Origin of the sequence: Streptococcus cristatus (assembly GCF_019685515.1) — a bacterium.
Taxonomy (GTDB): Bacteria; Bacillota; Bacilli; order Lactobacillales; family Streptococcaceae; genus Streptococcus.
In genome coordinates, this window is the sequence record NZ_JABFFN010000001.1 from 956092 (window position 1) to 973925 (window position 17834).

General features: G+C 40.1%; 13 protein-coding genes and 1 pseudogene. 2 read left to right on the forward strand and 12 right to left on the reverse strand.

What is annotated here, in order from left to right:
* Positions 1-43: 43 nt before the first annotated feature.
* The 3 genes from FOA33_RS04625 to FOA33_RS04635 all read right to left on the reverse strand — a co-directional run bounded on the left by FOA33_RS04625 (position 44) and on the right by FOA33_RS04635 (position 2614).
* Positions 44-958, reverse strand: a complete 915-nt coding sequence (locus tag FOA33_RS04625; RefSeq protein ID WP_221160797.1) for a cysteine peptidase family C39 domain-containing protein — start codon at positions 956-958, stop codon at positions 44-46.
* Positions 959-1196: 238 nt separating this feature from the next.
* Entirely contained in the window at positions 1197-2033 is an 837-nt protein-coding gene (locus FOA33_RS04630; RefSeq protein ID WP_221160798.1) for an AraC family transcriptional regulator, read from the reverse strand.
* An 86-nt stretch (positions 2034-2119) separates the two neighbouring features.
* Positions 2120-2614, reverse strand: coding sequence for a YkgJ family cysteine cluster protein (locus FOA33_RS04635; RefSeq protein ID WP_000031477.1), 495 nt, complete (start codon positions 2612-2614; stop codon positions 2120-2122).
* A 180-nt stretch (positions 2615-2794) separates the two neighbouring features.
* On the opposite strand from FOA33_RS04635, the pseudogene FOA33_RS04640 reads away from it, so the two are divergent.
* Positions 2795-3918 (forward strand): annotated as a pseudogene (locus tag FOA33_RS04640) (ISL3 family transposase).
* 159 nt (positions 3919-4077) lie between these two features.
* On the opposite strand, the gene eno reads toward FOA33_RS04640, so the two are convergent.
* The gene (gene eno / locus FOA33_RS04645; protein WP_000022823.1) at positions 4078-5382 is read right to left on the reverse strand and encodes a surface-displayed alpha-enolase; all 1305 of its coding nucleotides are present in this window, start codon (positions 5380-5382) and stop codon (positions 4078-4080) included.
* Positions 5383-5544: 162 nt separating this feature from the next.
* On the opposite strand from eno, the gene FOA33_RS04650 reads away from it, so the two are divergent.
* Complete coding sequence (locus FOA33_RS04650; protein WP_221160799.1) at positions 5545-5991, forward strand: DUF1694 domain-containing protein; 447 nt, start codon at positions 5545-5547, stop codon at positions 5989-5991.
* On the opposite strand, the gene FOA33_RS04655 is transcribed toward FOA33_RS04650, so the two are convergent.
* From FOA33_RS04655 to pulA, 8 genes are all read right to left on the reverse strand, one after another.
* Positions 5988-7103 (reverse strand): glycerate kinase, encoded by a 1116-nt coding sequence (locus FOA33_RS04655; protein WP_221160800.1) that lies wholly within the window; start codon positions 7101-7103, stop codon positions 5988-5990. The two genes, FOA33_RS04650 and FOA33_RS04655, sit on opposite strands and share 4 nt — an antisense overlap.
* Before the next feature lie 9 nt (positions 7104-7112).
* Positions 7113-7757, reverse strand: coding sequence for a phosphoserine phosphatase SerB (gene serB / locus FOA33_RS04660; RefSeq protein WP_221160801.1), 645 nt, complete (start codon positions 7755-7757; stop codon positions 7113-7115).
* 61 nt (positions 7758-7818) lie between these two features.
* The gene (glgA, locus tag FOA33_RS04665) at positions 7819-9252 is read right to left on the reverse strand and encodes a glycogen synthase GlgA (protein WP_213987951.1); all 1434 of its coding nucleotides are present in this window, start codon (positions 9250-9252) and stop codon (positions 7819-7821) included.
* Positions 9249-10388 carry a glucose-1-phosphate adenylyltransferase subunit GlgD gene (glgD, locus tag FOA33_RS04670; RefSeq protein WP_221160802.1) on the reverse strand — a complete coding sequence of 380 codons (1140 nt, stop codon included), beginning with the start codon at positions 10386-10388 and terminating at the stop codon, positions 9249-9251. Before glgD ends, glgA begins: the two co-directional genes overlap by 4 nt.
* Positions 10378-11520, reverse strand: a complete 1143-nt coding sequence (locus FOA33_RS04675; RefSeq protein WP_221160803.1) for a glucose-1-phosphate adenylyltransferase — start codon at positions 11518-11520, stop codon at positions 10378-10380. Before FOA33_RS04675 ends, glgD begins: the two co-directional genes overlap by 11 nt.
* A gap of 157 nt (positions 11521-11677) precedes the next feature.
* A complete protein-coding gene (gene glgB / locus FOA33_RS04680) occupies positions 11678-13573 on the reverse strand; it encodes a 1,4-alpha-glucan branching protein GlgB (RefSeq protein ID WP_221160804.1) in 1896 nt (631 codons plus the stop codon).
* A 271-nt stretch (positions 13574-13844) separates the two neighbouring features.
* Entirely contained in the window at positions 13845-15269 is a 1425-nt protein-coding gene (locus FOA33_RS04685) for an NADP-dependent glyceraldehyde-3-phosphate dehydrogenase (RefSeq protein ID WP_221160805.1), read from the reverse strand.
* Between the two features lie 197 nt (positions 15270-15466).
* The gene (pulA, locus tag FOA33_RS04690; RefSeq protein ID WP_221160806.1) at positions 15467-17752 is read right to left on the reverse strand and encodes a type I pullulanase; all 2286 of its coding nucleotides are present in this window, start codon (positions 17750-17752) and stop codon (positions 15467-15469) included.
* Positions 17753-17834: the final 82 nt, after the last annotated feature.

Here is a 17834-nt window from a genome sequence, read left to right on the forward strand (position 1 = left end):
AAGCAGTTCTTTACGAAAAACTGCTTTTACTAACCATTTGTCACTACTTTACATATAAATCTCTAAAGCGACGGTCCGCTTCAGCTATCTGATAGAGCAAATGGGATAGTTCTTGGTAATCTTCTTTTAAACATGAAAGGTGGGCTTGGCCAAATAAAGTAGCCAATTCTTCTTTTAATCTTGCCCCTTCGGGATCATGGTCTTTTAAGAATTTACTGAGATAGAGATTTCGAACAGCAGCAAGTTTAAAGCTGAAATACTGATGCAATTGCTTTTGCTCCGTATTTAAGCCGTTTTCAGCAACTGCTTTTGCATAACATTCCAACACACCACTTTGACCATTCTGATATCGGGTCTTCATAATCCTTGCTGTTTCTTGATAGATTTCAGTCTGACTAGGAGTCTTGAGCCGCTTAAAATTCCCCCACATGGAGTATGCTCCATGCTTATAGTCAATAGCCTCTGCCTTCCAGGCTTCTAAGATGTCTTTAAAAGTAACCTTCATACAAGCAAAACCAGCTGGATCATGCAAATAAAGGTACTGATTATCAATGCCATACACGGTTACAAAATGATCCACACCATAAAGGATTGTATGATTGGGATTGTAAGTCAGATGACCCATATCAAGAGGTCCCAGTACGACAGGTCCATTGGACAGAAAGGTTTCCAACTTTCTTTTAATTTCTTCCAAATTAACTTCTGCTCCATCCTTTAGATAGAAGTCCTCATAGTCAAATCCAAGTATTTTTAAAGAATGAGAGATGGAAAGATCTGGCATTCCGTTATCAAAGAATACTAGAGGGTGCTGGTCATCTTCCCTTACGATACTAGCGCCATTTCCCATCACCATAATTGCCTCTAAAAACTCTGCTTTAAAGTCATAACCATAGGCGTCGAGTGCCATTGCCAATGAATAGCTATAGCAAATTGACACATCTCCAAAATACATCTGCATATTCATGCCTCCTTATCTTCTATGGGACTATTATACCGAGAAAACTATTCGCATGCCCCATAAAATCCAGACAAAAATTATGGTATGTTTGATTTATAGACATGAATTTCTTTATACTTAAATTTAAATTGAATTGTAATCCTTTTTTCATAAGTTATTTTCAAATAAAGAAAAAACTCTGTAAAAGAAATCTTTTACAGAGTTTTGTTTGCATCTTTGTAAAAAATCAGAAAATGATCTAGTCCCTGATCACTGGTATCCAGAGTTCCATTTGATAGTCTGGTGACGACATATCTCCTTCAGTATAGACTTCAAAGTCTGGCGCTCCTGAGTGGCGATAGCCTGTTTCTGGGAAAAAAACCTCCAAAACATACTTCCAAGCATTGTGGATGCTAGCTGGTATAGGGCCTTTGACAGGAACGATAGCATATTCAGCTTCTGGAATTTCTTTGATGGACAGATCTAGTTCTTCTGCTTTAGCTTTATCCGTCACATTATAAGCAGCCATGTAGTTGATGATTTCGCCTTCTTTGACATCCGAGCAGACGCCAAAGGATTGGCCACTACCCAAACCTTCTAGCATTTCAAAACTGTGATGGGCATAGAGTTGATCCCAAGCAGACGGGCATTTGCTATTGTCAATAGCTTCCAATAGGACGCCTGCCACGATAAATGCAGGCTTCTTTTGAATCTTGATATCCATGTTCTTTCCTCCTGTGATTTTTAAGGATAATTGAAGCTTAGGAAAGACCCGATAAGGTTTTCCATTTCGAACTTCTGAGGGAGTTGCACCATGGAATTTCTTGAAAGCTGCGCTAAAGGCATCCGCAGACTCATAGCCGTATTTGAGTGCTATATCAATAACTTTCTCAGAGCTTTCCCGCAAGTCTGTCACAGCTTCTGACAGCCTGCGATTGCGCAAATATTCTGCTAAAGTCGTATCTGCTAGGATGGAAAAGAGCCTGCTAAAGAGAGCATAAGAATAGCCCGATAGCTGCTGGAATTTCTGCAAATCCACTTCTGCGTCCAACTTGCTTTCCAGATATTCCATGGTTCGATTGAATTGATGCATCATATTCTTTTTCACCTCCTGATTAAAGTCTAACAGATATCAGATACTTCCGCCCCAGAATCTTTGTACAAGATTTAAAGGTTCAATTTTTACAACTTCCCCTTTAATTTCTCAACAAAGAGATAGGCTGCTGGGCAGGTCAAAGTATTTTTGATTGTCAGATGATTAATTTGATAAATCTTCTTACGATCTGTATGAGGGAACTCGCGGCAAGCCTTTGGTCGAACGTCGTAGATGGAGCAGAGATTATCTCCTCCTAGAAAGGGGCAAGGCATGGATTTGAAAACCTTATCTCCATCTTCATCAACTTGTAAAAACTCTGCTTCAAAGGCTGGTAATTTCATCTTAAAGTACTTAGCAATACGGGTAATATCGGCTTCCTTAAAGTCAGGCCCCAATGTCTTGCAACAGTTCGCGCAGGCAGTACAATCAATCTCAGCAAAAACTTCTTGGTGAATCTGCTGGGCAATCTTATCTAAGTTTTTAGGAGGTTTTTTCTTTAGATTAGCTAACACTTTGCGGTGCTCCTTCTGCTTTTGCAGTGCTAGTTGGTGGTAGTACTCAATATCAATCTCTTTAGACATAATTTCTTCCTAATACAAATGTTTTTGTCTATTATACCATAAACTATTTTCTATTTTGGCTCTATAATTTCTGTAGTGGGTAAAACCACCATAGGGATTATGGAGCCTATTTTGCTGTAGAAAAAAAGTCCCATAAGACCTATAATGAAAAGTGACCAAACCATCATTAGAAAGAATCTTATGGAACAATTAAATTTTATCACAAACATACTCGGAATTAAAGACAAGAACATCATAATCTTGAATTATCTAGATTCTAAAACACATAAAGAAATCATCGCTAAGCTAGATTATCCTGCTCCTAAGTGTCTCGACTGTCAAGGACAAATGGCTAAATATGACTTCCAAAAAGAATCTAAAATTCCCTATCTAGAGTGTGCGGGCTACAAAACTCTTATTCGATTGAGAAAACGACGTTTTCGTTGTAAAGTATGCGGAAAAATAGCTGTCGCAGAGACTTCCTTAGTCAAAAAGAACCACCAAATCTCAACTACCTTCCAGAACATATGAACTGGGATGAGTACAGCTTCAAGAAAGGTAAGATGAGCTTCATTGCACAGGATTTTGATTCAAGAAAGATCGTAGCTATCCTAGATGGACGGACTCAAGCAACTATTCGCAATCATTTCCTTCGTTATTCTAGACAGGTGAGAAGTCGTGTGAAAGTCATTACCATGGACATGTTTAGTCCCTACTACGATATTGCCAGAAAACTATTTCCTTCTGCTAAAATCGTCCTCGACCGCTTTCACATTGTACAACATCTCAGTCGAGCTATAAACCACCTTCGCATCCAAATCATGAATCAGTTGGATCGAAAATCGCACGAATATAAAGCACTAAAACGTTACTGGAAACTCATTCAACAGGATAGCCGTAAACTCAGTGATAAACGTTTTTATCGACCAACTTTTCAGTCACACCTGACCAATAAAGAGGTTCTAGAAAAGCTGCTTTCATACTCTCAAGAACTTAGACTGCACTATAATCTCTATCAACTCCTACTCTTTCATTTTCAAGAGAAACAAACAGACCATTTCTTTAGTCTTATTGACGAAACAATTTCTTCTGTAAATCCTATTTTTCAAACTGTTTTTAAGACCTTTTTGAAAGATAAGGACAAGATCATGAATGCACTGGAACTTCCCTACTCAAACGCAAAACTAGAGGCCACAAATAACCTCATTAAAGTCATCAAGCGAAATGCTTTTGGCTTCCGGAACTTTGACAACTTTAAAACTAGAATTCTCATTGCTTTGAACATCAAAAAGGAGAGAACCAATTTGGTCCTCTCCAGGTTATAACTTTTCATCAACCCACTACAGTTGACAAAGAGCCTCTATTTTTTGCCTTTACATACAAAAAGCCCTTCGGATAAAATCCGAGGGGCTTAAAACGTTGTTAGATCAACGACCGAACTTTTGAATTTCAAGGTTCGGGATAAAATAGTTCACTGAACTATTTTATTTTTTCAAGTTGTAGAATGATTTCAATCCACGGTATTCAGCTACTTCACCAAGTTGGTCTTCGATACGAAGCAATTGGTTGTATTTAGCGATACGGTCTGTACGTGAAAGTGAACCAGTCTTGATTTGTCCTGCGTTAGTTGCAACTGCGATGTCAGCGATTGTTGAATCTTCAGTTTCACCTGAGCGGTGTGATACAACTGCAGTGTAACCAGCTTCTTTCGCCATTTCAATAGCGTCGAATGTTTCAGTAAGAGTACCGATTTGGTTAACTTTAATAAGGATTGAGTTAGCAGCACCTTCTGCAATACCTTTTTCAAGGTAAGAAGTGTTTGTTACGAAGAAGTCATCACCAACCAATTGTACTTTACCACCAAGACGTTCAGTAAGAGCTTTCCAACCGTCCCAGTCGTTTTCATCCATACCATCTTCGATAGTGATGATTGGGTATTTGTTTACCAATTCTTCAAGGTAGTCGATTTGTTCTGCAGCAGTACGTACAGCAGCGCCTTCACCTTCAAATTTAGTGTAGTCGTAAACTTTACGTTCTTCATCATAGAATTCTGATGAAGCACAGTCAAATCCGATAAATACGTCTTTACCAGGAACATATCCAGCAGCTTCGATTGCAGCAAGGATAGTTTCAACACCGTCTTCAGTTCCTTCGAAACGAGGAGCGAATCCACCTTCGTCACCTACGGCTGTTTCCAACCCACGTGATTTAAGGATTTTCTTAAGAGCGTGGAAGATTTCAGCACCCCAACGAAGAGCTTCTTTGAATGTAGGTGCACCAGCAGGTACGATCATGAATTCTTGGAAAGCGATTGGAGCGTCAGAGTGAGAACCACCGTTGATGATGTTCATCATTGGAGTTGGAAGAACTTTAGTGTTGAATCCACCAAGGTAGCTGTAAAGTGGGATTTCAAGGTAGTCAGCAGCAGCACGAGCTACAGCGATAGACACACCAAGAATTGCGTTTGCACCCAATTTACCTTTGTTAGGAGTACCGTCAAGTGCGATCATAGCACGGTCGATAGCTTGTTGGTCACGTACATCGTAGCCGATGATAGCTTCAGCGATGATGTTGTTTACGTTGTCAACAGCTTTTTGTGTACCAAGACCACCGTAACGAGATTTGTCACCGTCGCGAAGTTCAACTGCTTCGTGTTCACCAGTAGAAGCTCCTGATGGAACCATACCACGTCCGAAAGCACCTGATTCAGTATAAACTTCTACCTCAAGTGTTGGGTTACCGCGTGAGTCTAGGACTTCGCGAGCGTAAACATCAGTAATAATTGACATTTTTTACTCTCCTTTGAGTTAAATTTTTTACACCTCTATGATACCTTAAAAATAAGCGTTTTTCAAGAAAAAACGTTATCTTTGTGCAAATTTTCCTTAACTTTATAAAGTAATCGCTTTCTTTCGTCTGTTTTCATGCGATTTTTGTGATATACTGTTTTTATGACAGATTTATCAAAACAACTACTAGAAAAAGCTCAGGGTGGGCCGAAATTAAACCCTGACGAACAACGCCGCTACCTCGGTACTTTCGAGGAAAGAGTTCTTGGATATGCGGATATCAGTACTGCCAATAGTCCTGAATTAGAACATGGATTTTTCTCTATTTTAGATGGTTTTCAAGAAAAGGTAGAGGAACTTTTTGTGAAAATCTCACCAAATATCGAGTTTGACAAACAAGTCTTTTACTTAAAACAAGCAAAGAAAAGCAACTGCCAGGCGACTATTGTTTCAGATGATCATATCACCTCTCCTTTCGGCCTTGTCATTCACACGAACGAACCTGTTCAAGTAGATGAAAAAGACCTTAGACTTGCATTCTCGAATCTCTGGGAGGAGAAAAAGACAGAAACTCCTAAAAAATCAATCTGGAAAAAATGGTTAGGTTAATCCTTCCTCATATTTAATAAATGACCGATATTAGTAGCTATGTGCTCCAAATAGAGACTTGCATTTTTCAAACTATTCTCTAAAGGTTCACATTTCTCTAAAATGGAAAATGCTGCTTGTATTTTTTCAAATGGTAGGGGAGGCAAATCGTCAGCAAGACTACCACAAATAGCGATAACTGGAACTCCTTCAGGAGTTCTTTTTGCTACACCGATAGGAGCTTTTCCAGCAAGGCTTTGACTGTCCAGTCTCCCTTCTCCAACGATAACCAAGTCAGCACCTGCTACCCTCTTGTCAAAGTCTATCAAATCCAAGCAAGTATCAATCCCAGATACGATACAGGCCTCAGCAAAGGCACAGAGTCCAGCAGCAATCCCACCGCCGGCTCCTGCTCCTTTAAGAGATAGGGTTGAAGGCGAGAATTTTTCATAAAACTCCTGTATGGCAAAATCTACAGTTTCAAATAAACTGGGATCCAAGCCCTTTTGTTTTCCAAATGTATAGGTTGCCCCTTGATGACCACATAAAGGGCTCGCAACATCTGCTAAAATGCGGATTTTCATATCTCCAGGAATCCTATACAACTTGCTATTTGAAACTGACTCGAACTCAAGCAAAGTCTGACCGCAAGCTGGCAATTCTTTTCCATTCTTATCATAAAAACGATAACCTAAACCAGCAGCAATGCCTATTCCACCGTCATTACTAGCCGTACCGCCAACTCCAATATAGATTTCTTTCATCCCTTGATCAACGAGATGGCGAATCAACTCTCCGATACCTCGAGTTTGGATGTGAAGAGGGTTTCGTTTCTCCTGCGGAATCTTTCCTAAACCAACCAAGTCAGCAACTTCGAAGAGCGCTATTTGATCTTTTTGAAAGTAGCGCATGGATTCTTTTAGGCCAAAAGGTCCCGTCACCTCTTGCCATTTTTCTTCGAGTTCAAGAGAATGGCGAATAGCATCTACAGTTCCTTCCCCACCATCACCAACAGGACAGAGCAAACATTCTACATCCGCTATTGACTGTTCAAAGCCTCTTTTTATAGCTTTGGCAACACCTTCAGCCGTCAAACTTTCTTTAAAAGAATCGGGTGCAATTACAATTTTCATAGTTCCCTCTCATTCTAAGAAATCAATCAAAGGTAGAACTTCTAAAAGATCCCTCGTATCTACATGACAAGCTATCTCAGATTTTACGACTTCTTTAGCACAAAAGGCAATACCACGTCCTGCTGACTTTAACATCAAGAGGTCGTTAGCACCATCACCGATGGCAATCGTTCTTTCTTTGGGCAGTTCTAATTCCTTTCTCCATTTCTCAAGAGTAGCATTTTTTACTTGACCTGTCACAATTTCACCAACTAATTTTCCTGTTAAAAAACCGTCTTTGACTTTCAACTGGTTGGCAGAGGAATAGGAAATCCCAAGGGATTTAGCTAATCTCTCAACTATTGGACTAAATCCACCAGACACCAGACCGACTAGAATGCCATTCTTTTGAAGTATGGAGATAAATTCTTGAGCATTCTTGGACAGATGAATGGATTTGAAGACAGTATTAAAGACCGAAACCGGAAGACCTTCTAACAAAGCCACCCTCGCTCGTAAACTTGTTTCAAAGTCCAGTTCACCTCGCATTGCCTGGCTTGTAATCTGCGATATTTCTTCTTCGCAACCTGCTTCTCTTCCTAAAAGATCAATCACTTCTTCTGCTATCAGGGTGCCATCAACATCCATAACACAAAGTCCCTTTACTTGAGTCATCCCTTCTCCTCTTTTCTAAACAGCCCAAAAATCGTATGAAAGAATCATACGATTTTATCTATTAGTTGACTAAACTATGGTACAAGTCCAGGTAAGATTTGCAGGCTGTATCCCATGAGAAATCGCATTCCATAGCTTGTTTTTGTAGATTTCTCCAAACGTCCGGCTGGTACTTATAAACATCCAAGGCTGTTTGGAAACTCCAGTTAAGCCAGTATGGTGTTAAATTATCAAAGCTAAATCCAGTACCAGTTCCTTCGATTGGATTGAAAGCTTGAACAGTATCACGCAAGCCACCCACTTCATGAACCAATGGTAGAGTTCCATAGCGCATCGCCATCATTTGAGACAAACCACATGGTTCAAAACGACTTGGCATGAGGAAGAGATCACAAGCTGCGTAGATTTCTTGAGCAAGTTTGACGTCGAAAGTGATATTTGCTGATAACTTGTCAGGATAGACTTGAGCAAACCAAGAGAAGGAATGTTCAAAAGCTGGGTCACCTGTTCCTAAAAGGACTATTTGAACATCCTCCTGTAAGAAACGATGCAAACTTTCTACAACAACATCAAAGCCTTTTTGGCGTGTCAATCGAGAGACAATACCAACTAGTGGAACATCTGCTCGTACTGGTAGACCAACTCTCTCTTGCAATTTTGCTTTGTTTTGCGCTTTTCCAGACAAATCATCCTTGTTAAAATGATAGTCTAAAAGTGGGTCTGTTTGAGGATTATAAAGATCGGCATCAATACCATTGACAATACCTGAAACCTTACCTGACTCCATACGAAGAATCTGGTCCAAACCGCAACCAAACTGACTGGTCATAATCTCATGTGCATAGCTAGGAGAAACGGTTGAGACACGATCCGCGTATAGGATACCAGCCTTCATCCAGTTAAGGCAATCATTCCAGCGAAGGGTTCCATCAGCATAGCGTTCAAATCCAACACCAAACAAATCCCACAACATTCCTTCAGAAAATTGACCTTGAAATTCCAAATTATGAATAGTTAAAACTGTTCTGATTCCTTGATATGCTTGAATCCAATGATACTTTTCTTTCAACAAGAAGGGAATCATGGCTGTGTGGTAATCATGAACATGGAGAAGGTCAGGAATAAAGCCGATGCGTTCCATGGCTTCAAGAGCAGCCAGTTGGAAAAAGGCAAAGCGTTCACCGTCGTCAAAATCACCGTACACATGGCCACGGAAGAAATAATACTGATTATCAATGAAGTAGAAAGTTACGCCATTCAAGACAGTTTTTTTAATACCACAGTACTGTCTACGCCATCCCACACTAACTTCAAAGTGGAGAACATCCTCAATCTGGTGGCCAAACTTAGCTTCTACCATATCATAATAAGGCAAGAAAACTGCAACTTCGTGCCCCGCTTTTACAAGTGATTTGGGAAGTGCGCCAATGACATCGCCCAAACCACCTGTTTTTGAAAAGGGTGCTCCTTCTGCTGCTACAAATAAAATTTTCATGAATAAATGTCCTCTGTTACTGTTTCACCCTTCTTCACTACAACTGGATGTTCTGCCGTTCCTCGAATGACAACACCGTCCGCAACTTCAACACCCTTGTCCAAGATAGCATATTCAACTTGGGCACCCTCACCAATCACAACTCGAGGAAATAGAATGCTGTCCTTCACCACACTATCCTTGTGAACATAAATGTTACGAGATAGGACTGACTGAACTACCTCACCCTCAATGATACTACCAGAAGCAAACTGGGAAGTACTTACTTTTGAAGTATTCGCATAGTAGGTTGGTTCTTCATTCTTAACTTTTGTATAAATTTTTTGATTTGGTGAGAAGAGTGAGTAGAATTTTTTGGATTCAAGCATATCAATGTTTGCTTGATAATAAGACTGAACAGAATGAATATTTGCTAAGTATCCTGTGTATTCGTAAGCAAAAGCACCTTCTTTTACAGCCAAATCGCGGAGAACATAGCGCAACTTTTCAGGATATTCTTTCTGAGCCTCTTCTTCAAGTCGTTCAATCAACCAAGGAGTATCCACAACAAAGATATCTGTAGACATGTTGAAGAGTTCATCCGTAGATTTGTTATCAAAGAGTTTGTGCGAACGGACATGGTCAGTTTCATCAATTTCCAAGATAGCATTCACATCTGAAATGTCTTTCTTCGGAAGTTTCTTATATACAACTGTGATCGGACCATTCGTTGTATTGTGTAGGTGGAAGACTTGATTCAAATCAATATTCACCAGCACATCGCAGTTAATCGAAACGGTTTGGTTTGAACCCGAACGTCTCAAGTAGGTAAGAAGCTGTTGGTAATACTCTTTTCCAACTGTACTGCTTTCAACACGAGTGTTGTAAATTCCTAGATAGTAGTGGCTTAGAAGGGTTGACAAGCCCCACTCACGACCTGAACGGATATGGTCGAATACTGAGCTGATATTATCTTGTTGGAAAATACCAAAGATACTACGAACACCTGCATTTGCAAGACTGGAAAGGGGGAAGTCAATCAAACGGTATTTCCCACCGAAAGGCAAGCTAGCTACCGGACGGTGTTCTGTTAACGTTGACATATCATGAAAACCAACTGTGTTTCCTAAAATGGCTGAATATTTATCAATCTTCATCTGTTGCTACCCCCACTACTTCATTGTATCCTACTACTTGTACTTCGTCAGTTCCGTCAATTTCTACGCCGTCTGCAATAATGGCACCTTCACCAATAATAGCACGAGTAATCTTTGCACCTTTTCCGATAATGGCACCACTCATGATTACAGAGTCTACTACTTCAGCCCCCTCACGTACTTGCGCCTCTGTTGAGAGAATGGAATGCTTAACAGTTCCATCCACGAGACAGCCATCCACAACTAAAGAATCTTCTACATGAGCGTGTTCTCCAATAAAGTTTGGTGGCGAAATCAAGTTCCGTGAGTAGATTTTCCACTGACGATCACGACTATCCAAAGCGTTGTTTGGATCAATGTATTCCATATTGGCTTCCCAAAGTGACTCAATCGTACCAACGTCTTTCCAGTAACCATTAAATTCATAGGCATAGACACTTTCACCAGACTCGAGATAGTTAGGGATAACGTTCTTACCAAAGTCTGACATATCCACATTACTCTTTTCAGCAGCAACAAGCATATTGCGAAGTCGTTTCCAGTCAAAAATATAAATCCCCATAGAAGCCTTTGTAGACTTAGGTTGCGCAGGTTTTTCTTCGAATTCAACGATACGGTTATTGGCATCTGTATTCATGATACCGAAACGGCTAGCTTCTTTGAGCGGTACGTCTAGGACAGCTACTGTCAAACTGGCATTATTATCCTTGTGGGACTGAAGCATATCATCGTAGTCCATCTTGTAGATGTGGTCACCAGAAAGAATCAAAACATATTCTGGGTTGATACTGTCGATGTAGTCAATGTTTTGGTAGATAGCGTGACTAGTCCCTTCAAACCAACGGTTTCCTTCGCTAGCTGAATAAGGTTGTAAAATAGAGACACCTGAATTGATACCATCCAATCCCCAGCTCGAACCATTTCCGATATGGTTGTTCAAAGCGAGAGGTTGGTACTGCGTAATCACACCAACATTTTGGATTCCAGAGTTTGCACAGTTGGAAAGAGCAAAGTCAATGATACGGTAGCGCCCACCGAATTGCACTGCCGGTTTGGCAATGCTTTGAGTGAGTTTTCCGAGACGTGTTCCTTGCCCACCCGCAAGGATCAAAGCTAGCATTTCATTCTTCATTTTCTACTCCTTTATAAAGACATGTGAACGTTAAAATCGAAAGAAGGTCGGAAGTCAAACTTTTTATAAAAATAATAGGAAATCCATTTCTCTTGTGTTTCAAGTCCGATACAAGTATATCCGTTTTTAAAATCTAAAAAATATCATCAACAGCCCATTATTCTTTTTTCTTAGCTGGTTTCAAACGACGCTTGATCTTCCAGATGCTTGCTCCCATGGCAGGCAAGGTAAAGGTCAAAGTCTGCTCATAATCTTTCCATAAGCCTTCTTGAGTCTGAACTGTTTGATTGTGCTCTTTCCACACACCTCCCCATTCTTCTAGTTCTGTATTCCAAACTTCTTCGTAAATACCTGCAACAGGTAAACCAATCGTAAAGTCCTTGCGTTCAACTGGTGCCATATTAAAGACACAGACTAACATTTCGTCCTTCTTGCCCTTACGAATAAAGGAAAGGACGCTCTGATCTCTATTATCAGCATCGATAATCTCAATACCATCATAGCTAGTATCAATTTCCCACAGACAACGATGCTCTTTATAGAATTGATTTAGTCGAGAAGTGAAATGCTTCATCTTGGAATTCATCGGATCTTCTAGATTAGACCATTCCAACTGCTCCTCAGACTTCCATTCGAGGAATTGCCCGTACTCACTACCCATGAACAAGAGTTTCTTACCTGGATGACAAATTTGATAGGTGTAGAGATTGCGCAGACCAGCGAACTGATTGTAGCGATCGCCCCACATCTTATGCATCATACTCTTCTTACCATGAACTACTTCATCATGTGAAAAAGGTAGGAGGTAGTTTTCATTGAAAACATACATAAAGCTGAAAGTCACAAGATTAAAATCATACTTGCGATAAATTGGATCTTCCTCATAGAAACGGAGAATATCGTTCATCCAGCCCATATTCCATTTATAGTCAAATCCAAGGCCACCCATTTCTTTCATTCCAGTAATCTTTGTTGCTGACGAACTCTCTTCTGCAATCATCATGATATCTGGATGAGCTAACTTAATCACTGTGTTCAACCGTTGAAGGAAGTAATAACCCTCGTAGTTAAGATTTCCACCGTCTTTGTTTGGAGTCCAAGGAGCATTATCATAATCTAGATAAAGCATATTGCTCACAGCATCTACCCGAATACCATCTAAGTGGTAAAAATCAATCCAAAATTTAATACTTGAAATCAAGAAAGACTGAACCTCATTTTTTCCGAGGTCAAAATTTAGCGCACCCCATCCATAGTTGTGAGCCTTGTTGTGGTCTTGGTATTCAAAAGTTGGTGTTCCATCATAATACGCCAAAGCATCATCATTAATAGTGAAATGACCTGGAACCCAGTCTACAATAACACCGATATTATTTATATGACACTCTTCAACGAAATCTTGGAATTCCTCAGGTCTGCCATAGGAATGTTCAAAAGCAAAGTAACCCATAAGTTGATAACCCCAGCTCAATCCAAGTGGGTGAGCCATTAAAGGCATGAACTCAATATGTGTATAGTTCATCTCAACTAAGTATGGAATCAACTCGTCTTTCAGTTGCGAAAAAGTATAGGGACTACCGTCTGGATTTCTCTTCCAAGATCCTGCATGGGCCTCGTATATATTAACTGGTCTCTCGAAAAATCCCAAACGTTTGCGACGTGCTAGCCAAAGACCATCTTTCCATTTCTTTTCACGGATATTGGTCAGAACTGCTCCTGTGCCCGGTCTAGCTTCAAAATAAACTGCCAACGGGTCAATCTTCATAATCTGGTGACCATTTGCACGCGTGATATGATATTTATAAATCTGACCTTCCTGAGCTTGACTCGTAAAGACTTCCCAAACACCTGCTTCATTGCGAATCATGGGAATCTGATTCTCAACCCAATTAGTAAAATCACCAACTAGATGAACTGCTTGTGCATTTGGTGCCCAAACCCTAAAGGTATAACCTATTTCTCCGTTTTTCTCCTCTCTATGCGCTCCTAAATAATGCTGGAGGTGAAAGTTCTCACCTGTAGTAAAGGTTCTTAATGCTTCTTGATTATTCATTCAATCCCCTTTCTTTTGTAAGCGTTTTCTATAATTCTATTATACACTCTTTTAAGATAACTTTCAAGTAATTTACGATGGAAATCATATTTTTTTATGAAAGCCTTCAAAAAATTACCTAGCATTTTAAAAAAGATATCCTGAAAATAGAATACGAAACAATTTCCATATATTTTTTTATTATAATACCAAAATATTCGTTTTTTATCAATTTTTTACTGTATTTTTTTGAAAAAATAAAACCAGGAAGTTATTTTCCTGATTTTATAGATTATTTCACATCAAAAACAATGGATTTAACATTTGTCATCGCTTCAATGCTATATTTAATTCCTTGAACACCAGCACCAGAACCTTTGACACCAAGGAATGGGAAATTATCTGGTCCACGTTGTGTTTTATTATTAATATGAACGGTTCCCACTTCAAGTTTCTCAGCGATTACAAATGCCTTCTTAAAGTCATTTGTAAAGATGGAGGATTGAAGACCAAACTCAGATTCATTGGCAATTGCTACTGCTTCATTGGCATCTGCTACACGGATAATTGGGAGAACAGGTCCAAATGGCTCTTCCCATGCTACTTTCATATCTTTTGTAACTTGGTCAAAAAGCACCGGCCAGAGAAGATTACCCTCACGTTTAATTGGTGTAAGAGCCTGAGCACCTTTTTCTTGCGCATCCTCAATCAAGCCCCAGATGAAGTCGGCTGAAGCATTGTCAATAACAGGTGTGATATCAGCATCGTCAAATGGGTCACCAACTGTTAATTTAGCAACTTCTGCTTGAAGTAAAATAGCTAATTTATCTGCAACACTTTCGAGAACAATGACACGTTTAATGGCTGTACAACGTTGACCTGAATAGCTAAAGGCTCCTGCAACAATTTGCTTAGCAGCATGTTCCAAATCTGCATCTTCTAAAACGATTGCTGCATCTTTCCCACCAAGTTCAAGCATAATCGGGCGCATACCAGCTAAACGACCGATACGCTCCCCAATCGGTGTTGAACCTGTAAAGTTAATGAAGTTCACTTCCTTGTGTTCGATGATGTAGTCTCCGATCTCAGAACCACGTCCAGTGATGGTGTTAAAGACACCTGCTGGGATTCCTGCTTCGTCAAAAGCTTTAGCTAGCAAGAGACCAGAAATAGACCCTTGCGTTGGTGGCTTAAACATAACGACATTTCCTGCAATCAGAGCCGGAGCAATCTTGGATCCAGAAAGGTTGACTGGGTAGTTAAATGGCGCGATAGCTAAGACAACTCCAACTGGCTCACGACGGACAACGGCTAGTTTGTTTTTACTTGCAGCTTCAAAACCGCCACCTTCCATCGCTTGTCCAGTAATACGGAGACCTTCCTCAGCAGCAAAACGGATCAAATCTGCTGTACGTACTACTTCTCCAATGGCTGCTTTAATCCCTTTTGCAATCTCTTTGGCAAGAATTGTACCAATTTTTTCTTTATCACGTTCCAAAATATCTGCTGTCTTATGTAAATAGGATGCACGCTCAACTGGTGCTAAATCACGCCATGCAGGAAGGGCTGCACGCGCAGCTTTCATAGCCTCATCTACTTCAGCTTGGCTCATAGCGGGTACTGTACCTAGTTTTTCTTGATTGATAGGAGAATAGATCGCAATCTCGTTCTCTGATGATTTCCATTTTCCATTCACTAAATTCTGATAATTTGTCAAATTCTCTTCCTCCTGAAAATGATTAAAACTTATTTTATCAAATTTTCAGAAAATTACAACCCTTTTTGTGAAAATATTGATATTTTTTTCACAAACTTGATTCTTCAAATTATTTGAATTTTATTCCTATTAGATATTGGTTTTTCAATAAAAATCAAAAAAGGTCTAGTGAATCTAAACCTTTTCAGAACATTAATTTACGAGAGTACTTTTAAGACTACGACACTGGTATCATCAATCACATTTGATTCTTTAGAACGACTATTAGACACCAGCATTTCAAGATTTCCTGCATTCTCAAAGTAGAAGGAAGTTCCCTTCGCATTAAAGACTACCAATAAGTGCTCTGGTCCACCGTGAATTTCGTAAACAATCCACCCACTATTTTCAGCAGCTGTATGGACGAAGACATGGCGATAGACTTCTTCATATGTAGGATAGGAGAAGGCGCTGGTCTGTGTTTTTAGGCGAATAATCTGACGGATAAAGTCAATGCTCTCTTTTCTCTCATTGATTAAATCCCAGTTGACCTGGTTGACACTATCTGGAGCATTGTAGCTGTTCATAGCCCGTTCTCTATCTGCCTCAGTCAGCTCGCCATTTTCTCCAGTAGCAAGGAGTTTAGTGCGACCAAATTCTTGCCCCAACTCTATAAAGGACATGCCTTGCATAAGGATGCTCATCGCTGTTGCTGTCTCAACCTGACGCATAATCTTATCTGAACTGTGATTTGGATGAAGGGTCACCAATAAATCATGCAAGTTGTAATTATCATGGGCCTCCACATAGTTAAGGACTTGGTTTGGGCTAAGATATGAGCCCAACTCTCGACTACCAAGAATAGCTTTGGCTACAATCGGTTCTGTAGCAGCACCACTAACAAATCCTGCCTTGATTGAGCCATAAACTTCTCCTCCTTTGATGGCATCGCGCTGATCATCGTTGAAAAATCCAATATTTGGCATCTGATAGGCATTGTCCTTCTTGGCCTTGTCATAAGGTGCAAGACCTGTCCCCATATCCCAACCTTCTCCATAGGTGAGAATACGCGGATCAACTTCATCTAACGCCCAGCGAATTGCCTGCATGGTTTTAACATCGTGAATTCCCATCAAGTCGAAACGGAAACCGTCAATATTGTATTCTTTCACCCAATAAAGGAGTGAGTCAATCATATACTTGCGGTACATTTCGTGTTCGCTTGCGGTTTCATTTCCAACACCTGTGCCGTTTTGGAAGGTTCCATCTGGATTCATACGATAGTAATAATCAGGAACAGTTGTTTGGAAAGGTGCATCAACTGTTGAGAAGGTATGGTTGTAAACGACATCCATAATGACACCGATTCCCGCATCATGATATGCCTGAATCATGGTTTTGAGGTCTCGAATAACCTGCCCAGGATCATTTGGATTACTAGAGAAACTTGTTTCTGGTGCATTGTAGTTTTGAGGGTCATAACCCCAGTTATAGGTTACATTTCCGTCCTTGTCATATTCCTTATGGCGATCAAAGATTGGTTGGAGTTGAACATAATTACAGCCGAGTTCTTTGATATAATCAAAGGCTGTTGCTTGACCATACTGGTTAACCGTTCCAGTCTGGGCAGCCCCAAGGAAGGTCCCTCGAAGGTTTTCTGGAACTCCAGATGTCGGCGATTTTGTAAAATCACGAATGTGCATCTCACAGATAACTGCTTTACATGGATTTTCCAAACGCCAAGGAGCGTCTGTCCCATGTTTAACTTCGAATCCTTCTACCTGTCTATCTTGCTGAGAGAGAATTACGGAACGTTTCCCGTCAGGACTTGTAGCGATAGTGTAAGGATCTCGTGTCAAAGTCTGGTGGTGTGGAAACTCAATCTGATACCGGTAAGCTTTACCTGCAAGATTTTCATCCAGGTCCACACTCCAAACACCAATGGTATTGTACTTATGACTGTATGAATAGCTATTCCCACGCTCAAGATTAAAGGTTTTCCAAATCGGCGCGTCGTTACTTGTATTTTCATAAACGACCACTTGAACTGCTGTAGCTGTTGGAGCCCAGAGTTTAAAGCTTGTCTGGTAGTCTGAGATACTATAACCCAACTCTCCTTGGTATCCCCAATGATGATCAAAACTTTCACTGTGAAAGGCTTTATCAAAAGCAAACGGGTTTTGATCTTTATAGTAGGGACTTGCAATGGCTGGATTTTCAGAATAATAAACCGTCTCATCACCATCCAAAATCCAAACCTCAGTCAACAGTGGATAATGGTTAAACCGTAGGAGATAGTCTTTTGCCTTTCCATCTATTTCAACAGAAAAGGTCAGAGTATCGAGCCTTTCTGCACTTGTAACTGTAAAGGAGAATTTTGCTCCAAAATAGTCATTTTCATAATACAAATTTTCTTTAAAATCTGCCTGTTTTCTACTGAATGAACAAGCATCATAATCCCCATTTTTTCGGTGAAAATGGATGACTACTGGGTATCTATACATTTCTTTTCCTAATTCCTAATTTCAATTTTAATTTTTTAAGTCATGCTGAAGAATTTAGCGGGAAATTCAGCACAATATAGAA

What these genes read in the sequence shown, in the direction of transcription:
- FOA33_RS04675 (WP_221160803.1), bottom strand. Translation starts at nt 11,520, where the DNA reads ATGAAGAATGAAATGCTAGCTTTGATCCTTGCGGGTGGGCAAGGAACA.
- FOA33_RS04650 (WP_221160799.1), top strand. Translation starts at nt 5,545, where the DNA reads ATGACAGATTTATCAAAACAACTACTAGAAAAAGCTCAGGGTGGGCCG.
- glgA (WP_213987951.1), bottom strand. Translation starts at nt 9,252, where the DNA reads ATGAAAATTTTATTTGTAGCAGCAGAAGGAGCACCCTTTTCAAAAACA.
- FOA33_RS04635 (WP_000031477.1), bottom strand. Translation starts at nt 2,614, where the DNA reads ATGTCTAAAGAGATTGATATTGAGTACTACCACCAACTAGCACTGCAA.
- eno (WP_000022823.1), bottom strand. Translation starts at nt 5,382, where the DNA reads ATGTCAATTATTACTGATGTTTACGCTCGCGAAGTCCTAGACTCACGC.
- serB (WP_221160801.1), bottom strand. Translation starts at nt 7,757, where the DNA reads ATGACTCAAGTAAAGGGACTTTGTGTTATGGATGTTGATGGCACCCTG.
- glgB (WP_221160804.1), bottom strand. Translation starts at nt 13,573, where the DNA reads ATGAATAATCAAGAAGCATTAAGAACCTTTACTACAGGTGAGAACTTT.
- FOA33_RS04625 (WP_221160797.1), bottom strand. Translation starts at nt 958, where the DNA reads ATGCAGATGTATTTTGGAGATGTGTCAATTTGCTATAGCTATTCATTG.
- FOA33_RS04630 (WP_221160798.1), bottom strand. Translation starts at nt 2,033, where the DNA reads ATGATGCATCAATTCAATCGAACCATGGAATATCTGGAAAGCAAGTTG.
- pulA (WP_221160806.1), bottom strand. Translation starts at nt 17,752, where the DNA reads ATGTATAGATACCCAGTAGTCATCCATTTTCACCGAAAAAATGGGGAT.
- FOA33_RS04655 (WP_221160800.1), bottom strand. Translation starts at nt 7,103, where the DNA reads ATGAAAATTGTAATTGCACCCGATTCTTTTAAAGAAAGTTTGACGGCT.
- glgD (WP_221160802.1), bottom strand. Translation starts at nt 10,388, where the DNA reads ATGAAGATTGATAAATATTCAGCCATTTTAGGAAACACAGTTGGTTTT.